Source organism: Pseudomonas sp. WS 5503 (genome assembly GCF_012985385.1).
GTDB lineage: Bacteria > Pseudomonadota > Gammaproteobacteria > Pseudomonadales > Pseudomonadaceae > Aquipseudomonas > Aquipseudomonas paracarnis.
Map to the genome: position 1 here is coordinate 485608 of NZ_JAAQWI010000002.1, position 17374 is coordinate 502981.

12 protein-coding genes and 1 pseudogene are annotated in these 17374 nt (G+C 58.1%); all 13 read left to right on the forward strand.

All coding sequences use genetic code 11. The features are described 5' to 3' along the window. The first annotated feature begins 54 nt into the window (after positions 1-54). The 13 genes and pseudogenes from tssE (at position 55) to HBO10_RS08085 (ending at position 17352) form a co-directional block, all read left to right on the forward strand. Positions 55-570 carry a type VI secretion system baseplate subunit TssE gene (gene tssE / locus HBO10_RS08025; RefSeq protein WP_034129256.1) on the forward strand — a complete coding sequence of 172 codons (516 nt, stop codon included), beginning with the start codon at positions 55-57 and terminating at the stop codon, positions 568-570. Beyond that, complete coding sequence (gene tssF, locus HBO10_RS08030; protein ID WP_034129113.1) at positions 567-2426, forward strand: type VI secretion system baseplate subunit TssF; 1860 nt, start codon at positions 567-569, stop codon at positions 2424-2426. Before tssE ends, tssF begins: the two co-directional genes overlap by 4 nt. Next, positions 2390-3433 carry a type VI secretion system baseplate subunit TssG gene (tssG, locus tag HBO10_RS08035; RefSeq protein ID WP_034129114.1) on the forward strand — a complete coding sequence of 348 codons (1044 nt, stop codon included), beginning with the start codon at positions 2390-2392 and terminating at the stop codon, positions 3431-3433. Before tssF ends, tssG begins: the two co-directional genes overlap by 37 nt. Beyond that, positions 3426-6086: a type VI secretion system ATPase TssH gene (tssH, locus tag HBO10_RS08040; RefSeq protein WP_034129115.1), complete on the forward strand. Its 2661-nt coding sequence runs from the start codon at positions 3426-3428 to the stop codon at positions 6084-6086. Before tssG ends, tssH begins: the two co-directional genes overlap by 8 nt. Positions 6087-6242: 156 nt before the next feature. Further along, a complete protein-coding gene (locus tag HBO10_RS08045; protein ID WP_034129116.1) occupies positions 6243-8186 on the forward strand; it encodes a type VI secretion system tip protein VgrG in 1944 nt (647 codons plus the stop codon). 15 nt (positions 8187-8201) lie between these two features. Continuing rightward, a complete protein-coding gene (locus HBO10_RS08050) occupies positions 8202-8636 on the forward strand; it encodes a DcrB-related protein (RefSeq protein WP_034129117.1) in 435 nt (144 codons plus the stop codon). Between the two features lie 12 nt (positions 8637-8648). Then, on the forward strand, positions 8649-13025 hold the full coding sequence (locus tag HBO10_RS08055) for an RHS repeat-associated core domain-containing protein (RefSeq protein WP_169921962.1): 4377 nt from the start codon (positions 8649-8651) through the stop codon (positions 13023-13025). Next, the gene (locus HBO10_RS08060) at positions 13019-13570 is read left to right on the forward strand and encodes a hypothetical protein (RefSeq protein WP_034129263.1); all 552 of its coding nucleotides are present in this window, start codon (positions 13019-13021) and stop codon (positions 13568-13570) included. Before HBO10_RS08055 ends, HBO10_RS08060 begins: the two co-directional genes overlap by 7 nt. Further along, positions 13567-13875, forward strand: a complete 309-nt coding sequence (locus tag HBO10_RS08065; RefSeq protein WP_034129264.1) for a hypothetical protein — start codon at positions 13567-13569, stop codon at positions 13873-13875. Before HBO10_RS08060 ends, HBO10_RS08065 begins: the two co-directional genes overlap by 4 nt. An 84-nt stretch (positions 13876-13959) precedes the next feature. Then, positions 13960-14391, forward strand: a complete 432-nt coding sequence (locus tag HBO10_RS08070; RefSeq protein ID WP_034129265.1) for a hypothetical protein — start codon at positions 13960-13962, stop codon at positions 14389-14391. A 21-nt stretch (positions 14392-14412) separates the two neighbouring features. Beyond that, a pseudogene (locus tag HBO10_RS08075) lies at positions 14413-15522 on the forward strand (RHS repeat-associated core domain-containing protein); the annotation flags it as partial. 371 nt (positions 15523-15893) lie between these two features. Further along, positions 15894-16553 carry a hypothetical protein gene (locus tag HBO10_RS08080; protein WP_034129118.1) on the forward strand — a complete coding sequence of 220 codons (660 nt, stop codon included), beginning with the start codon at positions 15894-15896 and terminating at the stop codon, positions 16551-16553. A 136-nt stretch (positions 16554-16689) separates the two neighbouring features. Continuing rightward, entirely contained in the window at positions 16690-17352 is a 663-nt protein-coding gene (locus tag HBO10_RS08085; protein ID WP_034129119.1) for a hypothetical protein, read from the forward strand. Positions 17353-17374: the final 22 nt, after the last annotated feature.

The following is a 17374-nucleotide window of genomic DNA, read 5'->3' on the forward strand; positions in this document are numbered from 1 at the left end:
CCCGGTGCCACGGCCATTGTGTCCCTCTCGCAACCCGTCCGTGGAGCTGCTTTGGTGGTAACTGAAATCGCTTCCCGCGACCGTCTGCAACCGTCCCTGCTGGACCGGTTGACCGACGAAGACCCGACCAACCCCAAGGAAAGCGCCGACAAACGCGTGCTGTCCCTGACCCAATTGAAGGCCTCGGTGCTGCGTGACCTGGCGTGGTTGCTTAACACCACCTCGTTACTCGATACCGATGCCACGCTGCACACCCCGGCCGGCACTTCGGTGGTCAATTACGGCCTGCCGGCACTGGCGGGCAACAGCGCTTCGAGCGTCGATATCAAAGCCCTGGAAGCCTTGATTTACCAGGCCATCGCCACTTTCGAGCCGCGTATTTTGCGCCACACATTGCGAGTCAAGGCGCGCATGGGCCATGGCGAGATGAATCACAACGCCCTGAGTTTCGAGATTGAAGGCGACCTGTGGGCACAGCCGGTGCCGTTGCGTTTGCTGTTGCAGACCGACGTGGACCTGGAGTCCGGCCATGTGCGCGTGCTGAATGCCGACCAGCGGAGACGCCCATGAACCCGCGCCTGCTGGAGCTGTACAACCAGGAACTGCACCACGTGCGCGAAAGCGCTGCCGAGTTCGCCAAGGAATACCCGAAGATCGCCAGTCGGCTGACCCTGTCCGGTATGGACTGCGCCGACCCGTACGTCGAACGTTTGCTTGAAGGCTTCGCCTATCTCACGGCCCGCGTGCAGCTCAAGCTCGACGCCGAGTACCCGACCTTCACCCACAACTTGCTGGAAATCGCCTACCCGCACTACCTGGCACCGACGCCGTCGGTGACCGTAGTGCAACTGCAGACCGACCCCGATGAAGGCTCCCTGGCCGGCGGTTTCCCGCTACCCCGTGATACGGTGCTGCGTGCCGCCCTGGGCCGTGAAACCCAGACCTGCTGCGAGTACCGCACCGCGCACCCGGTGACGCTGTGGCCGTTGCAGGTCAGCAACGCCGAATATTTCGGCAACCCTGCCGCCGTGCTCGGGCGCCTGGCCGCCAGCGAACCGAAAGCCAAGGCCGGCCTGCGCCTGACCCTGCGCACCGGTGCCGAGCTGCCGTTCAACAGCCTCGACCTGGATACCTTGCCGCTGTACCTGAGCGGCGCTGATGAACAACCGTTTCGCCTTTACGAACAACTACTGGGCAACGCCTGCGCGGTGTTTGCGCGCGAGGCCGGTGGCGATTGGGTCGAGCGCCTGCCCCAGGGCGCGTTGCGCTCGCGGGGGTTCGATGATGCCGATGCGGCCATGCCGGTGGTAGCGCGGGCGTTCCAGGGCTATCGCCTGTTGCAGGAGTACTTCGCCCTGCCCCATCGCTTCCTGTTCGTTGAGTTCGCCGAGTTGAGCCGTGCGGTCAAACGGTGTGACGGCCAGGAGCTGGAACTGATCGTGCTGTTCGACCGCCACGAACCGAGCCTGGAAGGCAGTGTCGGCGCGGCGCAGTTCTTGCCGTTCTGCACGCCCGCCATCAACCTGTTCCCCAAGCGCGTGGACCGCATCCATTTGTCCGACCGGGTCAATGAACACCACGTGATCGCCGACCGTACGCGGCCGATGGATTTCGAGATTCACTCCTTGAGCGGCATTACTGGCCATGGCACCGGACCGGAGCAGCCGTTCTTGCCGTTCTATGCGGTGCGCGATCCGTCGCGCTATGGCCGCGACCAAGCGTATTACAGCGTGCGCCGCGAGCCGCGTGTGCTGTCCAGCGATCAGCGCCGCAATGGCCCGCGCTCCACTTATGTGGGCAGTGAAACCTTCGTCAGCCTGGTGGACAGCCGCCAGGCGCCGTATCGCCATGACCTGCGCCAGTTGGGCGTGACGGCACTGTGCACCAACCGGGACCTGCCGCTGTTCATGAGCGTGGGCAACGGCAAGACCGACTTCACCCTGGCCGACAGTGCGCCGGTATTGGCCGTGCGGTGCGTCGCCGGGCCAAGCCGCCCGCGTGCCAGCCATGCGCATGACGCCAAGGCCTGGCGCCTGATCAGCCAGTTGTCGCTCAACTACCTGTCCTTGAGCGAAGAGGGCCAGGGCGCCGGCGCCTTGCGCGAACTGCTGCGCCTGTACGGCGACAGCAATGACGCCGCCCTGCAATTGCAGATCGAAGGCCTGCGCGAAGTCAGCAGCAAGGCGGTGACCCGACGCCTGCCGATGCCTGGCCCGATTGTGTTTGGCCGCGGCCTGGAAATCACCTTGGAGTTCGATGAAAACGCGTTTCGCGGCACCGGCGTGTTCCTGCTCGGTGCAGTGCTGGAGCGCTTCCTGGCACGCTACGTGTCGATCAACAGCTTTACCGAGACGGTGATCCGTACCACCGAACGCGGCGAGATCATGCGATGGAAAGCCAAGCCCGGACGGCGTCCGACCCTGTGAGAACCCTGGACGCGATGCACCAGGAGCCCTGGGAATATGACTTCTTCCAGGCATTGCGGCGCATCGAGTGCGAAACGCCCGAGCTGCCACGCCTGGGCCATTCCCTACGCCTGGCCGATGACCCGCTGCGCCTGGGGCAGCAGGCCGATTGCACCTTCGCACCCGCCACCCTCGCCTCGGTCGACCCCGGTGGCGACGGCAAGCCGGCGCGGTTGGAGCAGTTCTTTTTCGGCCTCGGCGGCCCCAACGGGCCGCTGCCGCTGCACATCACCGAGTACGTGCGCGAGCGCCAACGCAACAACGCCGACAGCACCAGCAAGCAGTTCCTGGATGTGTTCCACCATCGCTTGTTGACCCTGTTCTATCGGGCCTGGGCCGAGGCGCGGCCGACGGTCAGCCATGACCGCCCGGACGATGACTACTGGTCCGCCCGCCTCGCCGCCCTGAGTGGCCGCGGGATGCCGAGCCTGCTCAATCAAGGGCTCATCCCCGATACCGCAAAGCTGCATTACAGCGGCCATCTGTCGGCGCAAACCCGCTACCCGGATGGCTTGAAAGCGATCCTCAGCGAGTACTTCGGCCTGCCGGTAGAGATCGAGGAATACGTCGGCCAATGGCTGGAACTGCCCGAACGCAGCCGCGTGGGGGTCAGCGCCAACCAGTTGGGCGTGGACTTCTGCCTGGGTAGCCACGTGTGGGACCGCCAGCACAAATTCCGCATCCGTCTGGGCCCGCTCACGCTGGATGACTACATGGGCATGCTGCCCGGCCAACAGCCGTTCAACGAGCTGGTGGCGTGGGTGGCCGAGTACCTGGGCCATGAATTGGACTGGGACTTGAACCTGGTTTTGCAACAACCCGAAGTTCCGGCGCTGCAACTCAACGGCCAGTTCCGCCTGGGCTTCAACACCTGGCTCGGCCAACCTGCGCATGACGCCAACGACCTAATCCTGGCCCGGCATTACGCCGACCACGCCACCACCTCAAGGAATCCAGAGCATGGGTGAAATCAGTCGCGCCGCACTGTTCGGCAAACTCAACAGCGTGGCCTACAAAGCCATCGAAGCCGCCACCGTGTTCTGCAAGTTGCGGGGCAATCCGTATGTGGAACTGGCCCACTGGTTTCACCAGTTGCTGCAACTGCAGGACTCGGACCTGCACCGCATCATCCGCCAGTTCAACGTGGAGCCGGCGCGCCTGGCCCGTGACCTCACCGAAGCCCTGGATCGCCTGCCGCGTGGCTCGACGTCGATCACCGACCTGTCCTCCCACGTGGAAGAAGCCGTGGAGCGCGGCTGGGTGTATGGCAGCCTGATGTTCGGTGAAAGCCAGGTTCGCACCGGTTATCTGGTGCTGGGCATCTTGAAGACACCGAGCCTGCGCCATGCGCTGCTGGGTTTGTCCGGCGAGTTCGACAAGATCAAGGCCGAGGCCCTGAGCGAGCGCTTTGATGAATACGTCGGTGACTCGCCGGAAAATGCCTTGAGCGCCAGCGATGGCTTCAATGCCGGCGTCCCTGGCGAGGCCAGCGGTGCCATGGCGCCCAGCGCGATGGGCAAGCAGGAAGCGCTCAAGCGCTTCACTGTGGACCTGACCGAACAGGCCCGCAGCGGCAAGCTCGACCCAATCGTGGGCCGTGACGAGGAGATTCGCCAACTGGTGGATATCCTCATGCGTCGGCGCCAGAACAACCCGATCCTCACTGGTGAGGCCGGGGTGGGCAAGACCGCCGTGGTCGAAGGTTTCGCCCTGCGTATCGTCGCCGGTGACGTACCGCCTGCGCTCAAGGACGTGGAACTGCGCAGCCTCGACGTGGGCCTGTTGCAAGCCGGCGCCAGCATGAAAGGCGAGTTCGAACAGCGCCTGCGCCAGGTCATCGAAGACGTGCAGGCTTCACCCAAGCCGATCATCCTGTTTATCGACGAAGCCCATACCCTGGTGGGTGCCGGTGGCGCTGCCGGCACCGGTGACGCGGCCAACCTGCTCAAGCCTGCCCTGGCCCGTGGCACCTTGCGTACCGTGGCTGCCACCACGTGGGCCGAGTACAAAAAGCACATCGAGAAAGACCCGGCCCTGACCCGCCGTTTCCAGGTGGTACAGGTTGCCGAGCCGTCGGAAGACAAGGCCCTGCTGATGATGCGCGGCGTGGCTTCCACAATGGAAAAACACCACCAGGTGCAGATCCTCGACGAAGCTCTGGAAGCCTCGGTGAAGCTCTCCCACCGCTACATTCCGGCGCGCCAGTTGCCGGACAAGTCCGTGAGCCTGCTGGACACCGCCTGCGCGCGCGTCGCCATCAGCCTGCACGCGGTCCCCGCGGAAGTGGACGACAGCCGTCGCCGTATCGAAGCCCTGGAAACCGAGCTGCAAATCATCGCCCGTGAGCATGCGATCGGCATTGCCATTGGAGCGCGTCAAACCCATAGCGAAGCGCTGCTGACCGCCGAACGTGAGCGTCTGGCCACGCTGGAAAGCCGTTGGGCCGAAGAGAAAACCCTGGTGGATGAGCTGCTCGCCACCCGCGCAACCCTGCGCGAGAAGGCCGGGGTTGTGGACAGCGGCAACGATGAACTGCGTGCAAAACTGGTCGATCTGCAACAGCGCCTCACCGTTCTGCAAGGCGAAACCCCTTTGATCCTGCCGACCGTGGATTACCAGGCCGTGGCCTCGGTGGTCGCCGACTGGACCGGCATCCCGGTGGGCCGCATGGCCCGCAATGAGCTGGAGACTGTGCTCAATCTCGACCAACACTTGAAGAAACGCATCATCGGCCAGGACCATGCCCTGCAAATGATCGCCAAGCGCATCCAGACCTCCCGCGCCGGCCTCGACAACCCGAGCAAGCCGATTGGCGTGTTCATGCTGGCCGGCACCTCGGGTGTGGGCAAGACCGAAACAGCCCTGGCCCTGGCCGAAGCCATGTACGGCGGCGAGCAGAACGTCATCACCATCAACATGAGCGAGTTCCAGGAAGCCCACACCGTGTCCACACTCAAGGGCGCGCCACCGGGCTATATCGGCTACGGCGAAGGCGGTGTGCTGACCGAAGCGGTACGGCGCAAACCCTACAGCGTGGTGCTGCTCGATGAGGTGGAGAAAGCTCACCCGGACGTGCACGAGATTTTCTTCCAGGTGTTCGACAAGGGCGTGATGGAAGACGGCGAAGGCCGGGTGATCGACTTCAAGAACACCCTGATCCTGCTGACCACCAATGCCGGTACCGAACTGATTTCCCACGTCTGCAAGGACCCGGCGAACACCCCCGAGCCCGAGGAAATCGCCAAGGCCCTGCGCCAGCCGTTGCTGGAGATTTTCCCGCCGGCCTTGCTCGGCCGCCTGGTGACCATCCCTTACTACCCGCTGAGCGACGAGATGCTTAAAGCGATCACGCGCCTGCAACTGAACCGCATCAAGAAGCGCGTGGAGAACACCCATAAAGTCGCGTTCGAGTATGACGACGCAGTGGTCGACCTGATCGTCTCGCGCTGCACCGAGACCGAAAGCGGCGGGCGCATGATCGATACCATCCTCACCAACAGCCTGCTGCCGGACATGAGCCGCGAATTCCTCACGCGCATGTTGGAAGGCAAGGCACTGGCGGGGGTGCGGATCAGTAGTCGGGATAATGAACTGCACTACGACTTCAGCGACACCGAATAACTATTGTTGGAATACGGTCAGTGTGGGAGCTGGCTTGCCTGCGATAGCGGTCTGACATTCAGCATTGATGTTGACTGATCCACCGCTATCGCAGGCAAGCCAGCTCCCACAGTTGATCCGGTTCCGTCAGTGATGACGGTATTTACGGGACTACCGATGCTATTCAACCAAGCCTCACGCCTGGCCAAGATCAACAGCCCCCTCGGGCCGGATGTGCTGCTGCTCAACGAAATGGGCGGCGGTGAAGAGCTGGGCCGGCTGTTCAACTATGAGCTGCAACTGACGTCCCTGGACGCCAACATCGACCTGAACCAATTGCTGGGTAAACCGATGAGCGTCGGCCTGCAACTGGCGGACGGCGGCGAGCGGCATTTCCACGGGATCGTTGCGCGGTGCAGCCAGAACATCGACAAAGGCCAGTTCGCCAGTTACCAAGTCACCCTGCGCCCTTGGCTGTGGTTGCTCAGCCGCACCTCCGACTGTCGTATCTTCCAGAACTTGAGCATCCCGCAGATCATCAAGCAGGTGTTTCGTGACCTGGGTTTTTCCGACTTCGAAGACGCCCTCAGCCGGCCGTATCGCGAGTGGGAGTACTGCGTGCAGTACCGCGAGACCAGCTTCGATTTCGTCAGCCGACTGATGGAGCAGGAAGGCATCTACTACTTCTTCCGCCATGAACAGGACCGCCATGTGCTGGTGCTGGCCGACGCCTATGGCGCCCACACCAGCGTGCCCGGCTACGCGTCGATCCCCTACTACCCCAAGGACGAGCAGCAGCGCGAACGCGACCATATGCACAATTGGCACCTGGCGCAGGAGGTGCAGCCGGGCTCGCTGGAGCTGAACGACTACGACTTCCAGCGCCCCAGCGCGAGCATCGACGTGCGCTCGGCCATGCCGCGCCCGCACACCGCCGGCGACTACCCGCTGTACGACTACCCCGGTACCTACGTGCAAAGCGCCGACGGCGAACACTATGCGCGCACCCGCATCGAGGCCCTGCAAACCCTGCATGAACAGATCGAGTTCAGCGGCAATGCGCGCGGCCTGGGCGCGGGCCATCTGTTCAGCCTCACCGGCTTCAGCCGCCAGGACCAGAACCGCGAGTACCTGATCGTCGGTTGCCGTTACTTCATCGTGCAAGAAAGCCTGGAAAGCGGTGGCGGTTCAGGCTCGGCGCAGTTCGAAAGCAGCCTGACCTGCATCGACGCCCAACAGAGTTTCCGCCCGCTGGCCAACACTCACCGCCCCATCGTCAAAGGCCCGCAGACCGCGCTGGTGGTAGGCCCCAAGGGCGAGGAAATCTGGACCGACCAGTACGGCCGCGTGAAGGTGCATTTCTACTGGGACCGCCACGACCAATCCAACGAGAACAGCTCGTGCTGGATTCGTGTGTCGCAATCCTGGGCCGGCAAGAACTGGGGCTCGATGCAGATTCCACGCATCGGCCAAGAGGTGATCGTCAGCTTCCTCGAAGGCGACCCCGACCGACCGATCATCACCGGGCGGGTGTACAACGCTGAGCAGACGGTGCCCTACGACTTGCCGGAGAACGCCACCCAGAGCGGCATGAAAAGCCGCTCCAGCAAGGGCGGAACGCCGGCCAACTTCAATGAAATCCGCATGGAGGACAAGAAGGGGTTGGAGCAGTTGTACATCCATGCCGAGCGTAACCAGGACATCGTGGTGGAGGTGGATGAAAGCCACTCGGTGGGGCATGACCGGAATAAGAGCATCGGGCATGACGAAATCGTGACCGTCGGCAACGACCGGGTACGCGCAGTCAAGCACGACGACATGCTCATGGTGGGGTTCAGCAAGACAGACGCCATCAGTAAAAGTTACCTGATTGAAGTGGGCGAAAACCTGCGTCTGGTTTGTGGCAAAAGCGTGCTGGAGCTCAATGCCAGCGGGCAGATCAATCTCACCGGTGTTCAGATCAATGTGTATTCCGAAGGCAGCTCCGAGATCAACACCGGAGGCAATCTGCATTTGAATATTGGCGGCAAAGGCGGCACCACACCCATGGGCCAAGGGGTCAAGGGCGACATTGACGCCGCCGTCAATGCCATGTTTCCCAAGCCGTCTTCCGGCCAATAAAGAGACTCCGTTTCAATGACCTATCGACTCAATGAATTTGAATTCACCCTGCCCAGCGATGAGGTTCAGGATGCTTCCATCAATATTCTGAAGTTCGCCGCGCTGGGTACGTCGCTGATCGTTAGCCGCAGCCTGCTGGGTGATGGCGAGACGCTGCAGAGCAACTTCGAAGAGCAACTGGCGAAGCTGGAAAAGCAGGTACAGGACTTGCGCTATCAACCGGCCAAGGCTCTTCATGTAGGCGCGGCGCAGGATATAGACGCCATCGAAGTGCATAACCAGTTCAGCAAAGGCACCGAGCGCATCCATCAATACCAGTTAGCACTTGTGATACCCGGCACTCGGCAGATGCTTGCCCTGAGTTATGTCAAAGCCCAACCCCTGGGCGATGCTGAAAGCGCCCATTGGGCAACCATCAAAAGCACCCTGCAGCTGAATCCCAAACCTTGAAGCCCCTAATCCATGTCTGACGCTCTCTGGGCGGCACGCCTCGGCGACGGCCTGCTGCACACTTCGGCGATGGCCGACATCCTGGGCGGCGTGCTGGAAATTGCGGCCAACATCGCTATTACGGCCGTCGCCACGGCTGCGATTGTGGCCGCCACCGGTATTACGGTTGTAACCGGCGGGCTAGGCTGCTTTGTACTGGGCGCCGTGGTAGGCATCATCGTCGGCATTGGCATGAGCAAGACGGGGGCAGACAAGGGACTGACAAAAGTTTGTGACTGGATAGGCAATGCGTTATTCCCGCCGGTGGTGATGGCGACCATTGCCACCGGCTCACATAACACCTTCACCAACGGCATACCCGCTGCGCGTGCCGCAGGCGCAATCGGCCCGGTCAGCCCGCAACCTGCCGAAGGCGGCAATCCCGAGGAAGCCAGCTACCTGGACATGGCCAAGGGATTTTTCTCGCAGATGTGGCGCCCCACCGTGGCGGTTCCTGCGCCGGGCGCAGTCCCCAAACCGCTGGACATCGTCATCTGCACCAAGCATCCACCCATGCCACCGCAGTTTATTGCCGAAGGCTCCAGCAAGGTCACGATTAATGGGCAGCCGGCCGCCCGCAGCGGTGACCGAAGTACCTGCGACGCATCGATTGTCGAGTCGGGGATGATCTCCAGCAACGTGCGTATTGGCGGCAGCCCCGTGGTGGTGCGCGAGATCCGCAGCGGCAAGACCCCCGGTGTCGGGCTGGCGGTGACCGCGCTGTTGATGCTGCGCGGTGGGGGCTCCAAGTTTTTCAGCAAGCTGCCGTGCATGGTCGTTGGTGGACTGGTGTCGTGGGGCACCAGCCAAGTGACCAATGCCATTACCTCCGCAGTAGCAGGCTCGCCTAACCCGGTACACAGCTCCACGGGCGCGAAAATTCTTGATGGGGAAGACGATCTGGACTTCGCCCTGCCCGGCCTGCTCCCTATCGAGTGGCAGCGCTACTACAGCAGCCGGGACGAGCGTCGCGACGGTCTGTTCGGTGCCAGCTGGAGCGTGATCTACGAGGTCTGCGTCGAGATCGGCGTACACCCCGACGGTGGGGAACGGCTGGTCTATACCGATGAGCAAGCGCGACAGATCGACATGGGCGTGATCCCGCTGGGCGGTGCCGTATTCAGCGCAGGAGAAGGCTTGAGCGTACGGCGCAATACCAATGGCCAACTACTGATCGAAAGCGTTGATGGGCTGTATCGGCTATTCGAACCAACGCCAGGCAACGCCTCACACCTGCGCCTTAGCCAATTGGGGGATCGCAACGACAACCGAATCTTCCTTGACTATGACATTCAGGGTCGGCTGAGCCACTTACGAGATACGTTCGACCATGTGCGTGTCGAACTTGTTTACAGCCAGCAATGGCCTGCGCGAGTGGAGCAAGTCAAACGGCTATACCCCGATCACAGCCAAGAAACCCTTGTCAGTTACGGCTACGATGCTCGCGGCGACCTGGCCGAAGTTCGCGATACCGACGCAAATGTGCAACGCCGCTTCACCTACGACAGCGGCCAGCGCATGGTCGAGCATCAGCTGCCCACCGGGCTGCGTTGTTACTACCAATGGGACTGTGTGGACGGTAGCGAATGGCGCGTGGTGCGGCACTGGACCGACGAAGGTGACGAGTACCGGTTCGACTATGACCTGCCGGGCGGTGTGACGCGCATTACTGATGGTTTGCAACGGGTCAGCACACGCCGCTGGAACCCGCAGTACCAGATAACCGAGTACACCGACAACCTGGGAAAAACCTGGCAGTTTGAATGGAATGACGAGCGTCAGCTGCTCAGCGCCACCGATCCGCAAGGCGGCAAATGGCAGTTCGGCTACGACGAGTCCGGCAACCTGTGCAGCACTCGGGATCCATTGGGGCGTATCGAGTCGACGTTATGGCTGGAGCATTGGTCGCTGCCGTTGGTGGAGACCGATGCGGCAGGCCACGCGTGGCAATATCAGTATGACCAGCGAGGCAATTGCGTCAGTGAAATCGATCCGTTGGGGCATGTCACACGGTATCGCTACGATACGTTTGGACAGGTGGTGGAGATCATCGATGCCACGGGCAAAAGCAAAACCCTGCGTTGGAATGAAACCGGACAGTTAATCCAGCATATCGACTGTTCGGGGTACCCCACAGCATTCGAGTACGACCGCCAGGGTCATTTGCAGGTGGTCATTGACGCCTTGGGCGAGCGCCAGCGCTATCAACACGACAGCCAAGGCCGGTTGCTACAGAGCGAAATGCCGGACGGCCGCATCGAGCAGTACCTGCGTGACACCAGCGGGTTGTTGATCGGCTATACCGATGCCGCAGGTCACACCACCCGCTACCAATACGGACGCCGCGGGCAAGTGCGCCAACGAATAGATGCCCATGGCAGGCAGATTGAGTTCCGCTACGACGCCTACGGACACCTCCAAACCCTGACCAATGAAAATGGTGAGAGTTACCGCTTTACCTGGGACCCGTGCGACCGTCTGGTAGAGCAGCAAGACCTCGACGGCAGCGCCCGACGTTATGCCTATGACCTTCTGGATAACGTAGCCGCCGTTGAGTACGTGCCCACAGGGCAGACACCTGAGCCTTCAATTGTGCATCGACTCGAACGCGATGCAGTGGGCCGCTTTCTGTTGAAACAAACCGATGATGGTCGCACCGAATACACCTACGACCCGTTGGACCAACTCACCGCTGTCACCTTCATCGGCAATGACGAAACCACCCAGGCACTGGCCTTCGCCTACGACGCGCGCGGCCAATTGCTTATCGAACAAAGCGCCGCCGGCAGCCTGAACTACCACTACGATGAGCTCGGCAACCTGATCCAGACGCAATTGCCCGACGGCCGTTGGCTCAACCGCCTGTACTACGGCAGCGGCCACCTGCACCAGATCAACCTCGACGGGCGCGTCATCTGCGACTTCGAACGCGACCGCCTGCACCGTGAAGTCCTGCGTACCCAAGGCCAGATCACCACGCGCAGCGAATATGACCGCAGCGGCCGCCTGCGCTCACGGATACGCCGTTCCAACGGCCAGCCCACGCAACTGCCGGCCGCCCAGCAAAAACACTTTGACTATGACCCGGCCGATAACCTGATCGGCCGCCTGGAGCGTGACCGCGATAACCGTCGGGATCAGCGCCAACTGCTCCACTACGACGCCACCGGGCGCATTATCGCCAGCCAGGACAACGCTCAGGGCCAGCGAGAAACGTTTGCCTACGATGCCGCAGCAAACCTGCTGGACGGTCCGTCAGCCAGTGCGGGGCTGGTGGTGAATAACAAGCTGTTGACCTATCAGGACAAACGCTATCGTTACGACGGCTTTGGCCGAATGATCGAAAAGCGCAGTGCCCTACGCGGCGTACAGCTCTTTGCCTACGACGCAGAGCATCGCCTGATCGAAGTCCGTAGCCAGAAGGATGGACGCGAAACGGTCGTAAAAATGACCTATGACCCCCTCGGCCGGCGCATCGCTAAAACCGAACATGACAGCAACGGTTATCCGTTGGGTGAAACCCGCTTTGATTGGGAGGGGTTGCGCCTGCTGCAGGAGCATCGGCATAGCCAGACCAGCCTCTATCTCTATGAAGAAGACGGCTATGTACCGCTGGCTCGAGTGGACGGCACGGGTGAGCATCAAAGCGTGCGCTACTACCACAACGACCTGAATGGATTGCCTGAGCAACTGACCGAAGCTGATGGGAAAACGGTGTGGCAGGCGCGCTATCAGGTGTGGGGGAATGCGGACGAAGAAGTGCGTGAAGCGTACTTTATCGAAGAGCAGAATTTGCGGTTCCAGGGGCAGTATCTGGATCGGGAGATTGGGCTGCACTACAACACGTTTCGGTTTTATGATCCGGATGTGGGGAGGTTTACGACGCCGGATCCGATTGGGTTGATGGGTGGATTCAATCTTTACCAGTACGCGCCGAATCCCATTGGTTGGATTGACCCGTGGGGATGGGCAGGTGACCCTGCGAAAGCGACACACATCACTTACGTCGGCGTGAAAGACGGTAAACCTTATGTGGGTTACGCCAGCAAGCCTGGGTTGGGGCATTCCGCGCAAGCTGTGTTGGACTACCGCTATCCTAATAAGCAAATTTTTGACGTTGCACCAGAGGCAGTATTCAAAGGAGATGGGCAAAAAGGAAAAGACATTGCAAGGGGCCTGGAACAAAGAATATATGAAGACAAATTGAAAGAAGGCCCTGTCGCGAACAAACAAAGACCTGTCGGCCCGAATAACAAAAGACGGGATATTTATCTCGCGGCCGCAGATAAACATAGAGGCGTCAAACCTCAAAAATCAACTAAGAAATTCAAAGGTCCCGGAAGATGCTGAAGAAGATCACATGGCAAGAAGGCAAGATTCTAAGTTTAAAACTAAAAGATGACCTCTACACGCTTGTCCAGATGCGTGAAAACTACTACCTGCAGTTTTTCGACTTGACAAATACTCAGGATACCTGGACAGGTGTAAACCTCCAAAAAGTCGACCCGCTATTTTTTATCTTCGCGTCCACGAAGGCTTTGAAGGGCCTCGCCATAAGTGAGCCGTCATCGGATAAAGTCCGCATAGACATGCGCCCTCCCGAAAAAAAAATGCTGAGAGCTATTATTGGCGGCAATTACGGCGCGGATCTTATAGAACTGACTGATTCTTTTGAAACTCTTGATGCAATTACATTGAAAAGCAACTTAACATTAACCGACGACCTCGACACCATTTATAAATATGAATTATCAGGCATGATCGGCGATCCAGAAAAGCTACAAAATCGTTTAATAAACTATTTTGAAAACGGAGTGAATTGGGACAAATCAAAAGAATTCTTATTCAAAGGCATCTCAGCGCCACACGCCAAAAAATTGAGTACAACCAAATGAAAAACAAAGAGTTACAGGACTTTCAAAAGCATCACCTTAATCTAGAGGGTGAAAAAAAACTTATCGCCAAGATAACGAGGCTGCTCGAAGCACTTATCAGTGAATTGCAACAACTTCCTGAAAAAACAAATCAATCAACCATCTTGGAACACTTCAAAAAGTGCATACTTAACATTAATTATTTCGAGAATGAAATAGAAACTATCGAACGCGAATCTATATTTGAACACATTTATACCTTAGGAAAAATTGTCGGCCTTGACCCAACATCAGAGTATGCTGATGAGTGGCGAGGCGATTGGTAACGGATCAAATGGCTGAGGCAAAAAGGGATGGATGCATTTCGTTTTAATTAAAGTTATTCTCTTTATCTACAATGGATGCGGAAGATGAACATTCTTAATCTAATAGAAAACGCTGACTGCACGACAGCACCTTCTACTGGGTTGCCGAGTAATCCCGTCCCCGATGACTTGACCGATTTTTATAACCATTACAGCAGCGCTGTTTTCTATCCAAAGGCACAGTACAGCTTCATGATTCAGGCGCCAGAACTTGAACGCTCCGACTTTGTCGTTATGGACGAAGACTTGGAGGACCCAGACTCAGCTAACTGGTACGCGCTCGTTAAATGTGCGGATCAAATAATTTCAATTAACCTGAAACCTGGCCCGCAATTTGGCTACTGCTACGACTCGTTCTGGGACAGTTACCCGACCGCCGATGAGAGCACACTGATCGCAAAATCATTTACTGAGCTGATTGAGAAGATCATTAAATCCGGAGGTAAAAATTTATTCTGGATACCGGGCCACACTTGATAGTGAGACCAGACTATATGACCCGACGACCGTTGGCTCAACCGCCTGTACTACGGCAGCGGCCACCTGCACCAGATCAACCTCGACGGGCGCGTCATCTGCGACTTCGAACGCGACCGCCTGCACCGTGAAGTCCTGCGTACCCAAGGCCAGATCACTACGCGCAGCGAATATGACCGCAGCGGCCGCCTGCGCTCACGGATACGCCGTTCCAACGGCCAGCCCACGCAACTGCCGGCCGCCCAGCAAAAACACTTTGACTATGACCCGGCCGATAACCTGATCGGCCGCCTGGAGCGTGACCGCGATAACCGTCGGGATCAGCGCCAACTGCTCCACTACGACGCCACCGGGCGCATTATCGCCAGCCAGGACAACGCTCAGGGCCAGCGAGAAACGTTTGCCTACGATGCCGCAGCAAACCTGCTGGACGGACCATCAGCCAGTGCGGGGCTGGTGGTGAATAACAAGCTGTTGACCTATCAGGACAAACGCTATCGTTACGACGGCTTTGGCCGAATGATCGAAAAGCGCAGTGCCCTACGCGGCGTACAGCTCTTTGCCTACGACGCAGAGCATCGCCTGATCGAAGTCCGTAGCCAGAAGGATGGACGCGAAACGGTCGTAAAAATGACCTATGACCCCCTCGGCCGGCGCATCGCTAAAACCGAACATGACAGCAACGGTTATCCGTTGGGTGAAACCCGCTTTGATTGGGAGGGGTTGCGCCTGCTGCAGGAGCATCGGCATAGCCAGACCAGCCTCTATCTCTATGAAGAAGATGGCTATGTACCGCTGGCTCGAGTGGACGGAACGAGTGAGCATCAAAGCGTGCGCTACTACCACAACGACCTGAATGGATTGCCTGAGCAACTGACCGAAGCTGATGGGAAAACGGTGTGGCAGGCGCGCTATCAGGTGTGGGGGAATGCGGACGAAGAAGTGCGTGAAGCGTACTTTATCGAAGAGCAGAATTTACGCTTTCAGGGGCAGTACCTGGATCGAGAGATTGGGCTGCACTACAACACGTTTCGGTTTTATGATCCGGATGTGGGGCGGTTTACGACGCCGGATCCGATTGGGTTGGCGGGAGGCGGCAATCTTTACCAATACGCTCCTAACCCGACGGGTTGAATAGACCCCTGGGGCTGGGCCTGTTCCTCAGCACAAAGGAGGCAGAATAAAGTCAACGGTAAAGCCGCTGAAAACCTGGTGCATCAGAAGCTATTAAATAATCCCAAAGTGACCGTGCTCGGTACACAGGTTTATGTCAAAACTCCAGGTGCAGGGAGAGGCCGCTACGTAGACATTTTGATAAAAAATAACAAAACCGGGAAAGTCGTCGCAATTGAGGTCAAGTCAGGTGGTGCTGTACGGTCTAAAGCCCAGCTTGCAAAAGACAAAATCATCGCCGATGGGAAAGGCATATTTGGTAATTCTGGAAAGAGCACAAAAGGCGTAACCGTTAGCGAAGCCAGGGTCCCACTATGGAGGTTGCCGTAATGACTGAAACTGTAAAAGATATATTGAAGTTACTGACCTCAGTCTTAGCAGAACCCTTTGCGAAACATGGGTACGCGCTAAAAAAAGGCAGAAATTTTGAATCAAATGGCGAGCGTGGTCGAGTTCGTCGCTACACGATAAATCTATCCAAGAGTAAGGGATGGTTTTCTCTCCACTTGACGCTTCAGATAGTGGACCCAGCGCTGATGACGTGCGTGAACAACGTCCTTAATAAAGCACTCCGAGACGAACGGTTTAAATATCCGGAAAACTGGTCCCAGTCTATTATCGAGAAGACTATTAAAACCCGGACTTCCAACCATGTTGTCGCCGAACTGACGGACTGGCGGCCACTAAAAAATCCCGGCGAAACGCTTGAGAACTTCAATGAGCGTTTTTCAATATGGTTGTATTCATTTGACAGCCCGGATGAAAAACCTGACTGGAAAGAGCAGTTGCTGACCAGTATTGGATTAGCCCAATGTTGGTTTGACGAAGCAGATTCGGAAGACTGGATTCGCACCAACACTGATTATCCTGCTCTTTATTTGCTATATAACGAAGGTCTAAATCAGAAACTTGAGGACAAATACAAAGCTGTGCTGAGGTCCTCTGAAGACCCAAATGAAGTGGAACTGTTTTACCTGCATCTGTCTTGATAGCCAGAACAACACCCAAGGTCCACGGGAACCTTCATCTACGATGCCGAGCATCGCTTGATCGAAATCCATAGCGAGAGGCGCTCTGCCACGTCATTCGCCAAACGAAAAGGTTGTTTCTAAAGGATCACCGGCTATGGGTATCAATCAAATTATCCTCTCAGAGCAAGACCATAACCTTGGACAAATAGGCGGAGGTGCGTGGCTTGCAGACCTTGAACTGTGGCCTAAAGACCCGCAAACCGGGCAGCTTATGCTGCCGGTGATTACGATGACCTCAACGTTCTTGGACGTCCCATTCCTATCCTCCGGGATGGCGCTTACGGTGTTCGTCTCCGTTGAGCGAACTGACGAAACGTACACACGATCGTCTGTACGAAAGTTGACTGTCCATCAACAAAGCGAGATGGAAAAGCTTCAACTTGGCCATAGCCAGGTTCTGCTTCACGCGCTGGCGACTTCCGAACTCACACCCTCTGCGTTGGTTGATCCAATTCCGCGAACGTATATTGCCCAGCAACCGTTCACTCCCGAACAAATGGAGGAGGAATTGGAAGACGTGGACAGTGGCGCGGGTATCAGCAAGGCCCTTGGGCGCCCCGCTTGGTTGCAAGACCCTTTGTATGAAAGCCCTCGCTACTATTTCTTGGCTCAACTCACCGACGCCGACATTGCAAAAATCAGCCCTAGTCACGAAGGAATATTCGGTGGAGGTATCGGCTATGTGTTCGCCGATAATCGAGCGAAAAAGCTGAAGGAAGTGGATGTGGGCGGCTATTTCCTAGTTCAATTCACCTGAAAATGCGATTAGGCGAGCTGGC

Bases quoted from the DNA above. Each gene is read 5' to 3' on its own strand.
- HBO10_RS08085 (WP_034129119.1), top strand. From the start codon at position 16,690: ATGGGTATCAATCAAATTATCCTCTCAGAGCAAGACCATAACCTTGGA.
- tssF (WP_034129113.1), top strand. From the start codon at position 567: ATGAACCCGCGCCTGCTGGAGCTGTACAACCAGGAACTGCACCACGTG.
- HBO10_RS08055 (WP_169921962.1), top strand. From the start codon at position 8,649: ATGTCTGACGCTCTCTGGGCGGCACGCCTCGGCGACGGCCTGCTGCAC.
- tssH (WP_034129115.1), top strand. From the start codon at position 3,426: ATGGGTGAAATCAGTCGCGCCGCACTGTTCGGCAAACTCAACAGCGTG.
- HBO10_RS08050 (WP_034129117.1), top strand. From the start codon at position 8,202: ATGACCTATCGACTCAATGAATTTGAATTCACCCTGCCCAGCGATGAG.
- tssG (WP_034129114.1), top strand. From the start codon at position 2,390: ATGGAAAGCCAAGCCCGGACGGCGTCCGACCCTGTGAGAACCCTGGAC.
- HBO10_RS08060 (WP_034129263.1), top strand. From the start codon at position 13,019: ATGCTGAAGAAGATCACATGGCAAGAAGGCAAGATTCTAAGTTTAAAA.
- HBO10_RS08070 (WP_034129265.1), top strand. From the start codon at position 13,960: ATGAACATTCTTAATCTAATAGAAAACGCTGACTGCACGACAGCACCT.
- HBO10_RS08080 (WP_034129118.1), top strand. From the start codon at position 15,894: ATGACTGAAACTGTAAAAGATATATTGAAGTTACTGACCTCAGTCTTA.
- HBO10_RS08045 (WP_034129116.1), top strand. From the start codon at position 6,243: ATGCTATTCAACCAAGCCTCACGCCTGGCCAAGATCAACAGCCCCCTC.
- HBO10_RS08065 (WP_034129264.1), top strand. From the start codon at position 13,567: ATGAAAAACAAAGAGTTACAGGACTTTCAAAAGCATCACCTTAATCTA.